Here is a 1,424-nt window from a genome sequence, read left to right on the forward strand (position 1 = left end):
GTTTCCCGCGGGCACCGGCGACGGCCACCACATGATCAACCGCTCCGACCGGGACGCCGTCTGTCTCGAGATCGGATCGCGCCACCCCGACGATCTGACGACCTGCTCCGATGTCGACATGATGAGCGCCAACGCCGACGGGCGCTTGTCCGCAAGGACGGCACCCCCTGCGGCGGAGAGTGACCGCGCGAGACGCGGCATGGCGCTTGCCGGGGCAAGGTGATTGCGCGTATCGGCGGGCATGGCACCGACCACCCGCCTCGCCCGCGCCGGTGATGCGCACCTCTTCGGGAACGTCCACGAGGACGTCTTCGACAACCCGCCCGATCCGGACCTCGTCGCGAGCTTCCTCGCCGCGCCGCATCTCCACATCGCCGTGGCGCTGGAGGGCGGCAGCATGATCGGCATGTGCTCGGGCGTGACCTACCACCACCCAGACAAGCCGCCGCAATGGTGGGTGAACGAACTGGGCGTGGCCCGCCCCTGGCGGCGCATGGGCCTCGCGACGCGGCTCGTCGATCTCTGCGCGGAGGAGGCTGTGCGTCTCGGCTGCACCGAGATCTGGGTCGTCGCCGACCCGACGCCGATGGCGGAGGGCTTCTGGTCGAGCCTCGGCTGGACCAGGACGGGCGCGCGGCTCGCGATGTTCGGCCGCAGGCTTCGTCCCTAGCCGCCCTGCCCCTTGCACCCGCCATCGGCTCGGGCTTTGGTCTCGGCCATGACGATCTACGCCATCGGAGACATCCACGGGCAATTCGACGGCCTGCGGGAGGCCCATGACCGCATCGCGGCCGACCGCGCGCGCGAGGGGCTCGAGGCGGCACCCCTCGTTCATGTCGGCGACCTCGTCGACCGGGGCCCGGACAGCGCAGGCGTCGTCGACCTCCTCGAGCGCCTCGTCCGCGAGGATTCCCGCGTCGTCGTCCTCAAGGGCAACCACGACGCGATGTTCGCCGAGTTCCTCGCCGAGCGGCCCGGCTTCTGGCCCGACACCCGCTATCTCGGCGGCAACATCGGCGGGCGCGCGACCGTGCGCTCCTACGGCGTCGATCCGGACGCCACCCCCCGCCGCGTCCACGACGCGGCCGTGGCCGCCGTGCCCCAGCGTCACCGAGCCTTCCTCGCCGCCCTGCCGCTCAGCCATGCGGCGGGCGACTGCCTCTTCGTGCATGCCGGCATCCGTCCGGGCGTCGCCCTCGACGCGCAGGACGAGAGCGACCTCCTCTGGATCCGCGACGCCTTCCTCCTCGACACGCGCGACCACGGCCCCCTCGTGGTGCACGGCCACACCCCCGTCCCGGATGTCGAGCATCACGGCAACCGCCTCGCCATCGACACGGGCGCGGCCTGGGGGGGGGGGGGCGTCACCGCCCGCGGGATCGAGGGCCGCGAGGGCCGGGAGACCGGGAGAGCGTCGTGTAAGG

The 1,424-nt window shown here is 72.3% G+C and carries 2 protein-coding genes and 1 pseudogene; all 3 read left to right on the forward strand.

The window, feature by feature from the left end; translation table 11 throughout:
• Positions 1 to 223, forward strand: a pseudogene (locus tag ACTS11_RS14925) (hypothetical protein); the annotation flags it as partial.
• Positions 224 to 241: 18 nt separating this feature from the next.
• Positions 242 to 670, forward strand: coding sequence for a GNAT family N-acetyltransferase (locus ACTS11_RS14930; protein ID WP_442641095.1), 429 nt, complete (start codon positions 242 to 244; stop codon positions 668 to 670).
• Between the two features lie 48 nt (positions 671 to 718).
• Positions 719 to 1,424, forward strand: a 706-nt coding sequence (locus ACTS11_RS14935; protein ID WP_442641096.1) for a metallophosphoesterase family protein, incomplete at its 3' end; no start/stop codon positions are given.

The sequence above is a fragment of the Roseicyclus sp. genome, from assembly GCF_052168335.1.
Taxonomy (GTDB): domain Bacteria; phylum Pseudomonadota; class Alphaproteobacteria; order Rhodobacterales; family Rhodobacteraceae; genus Roseibacterium.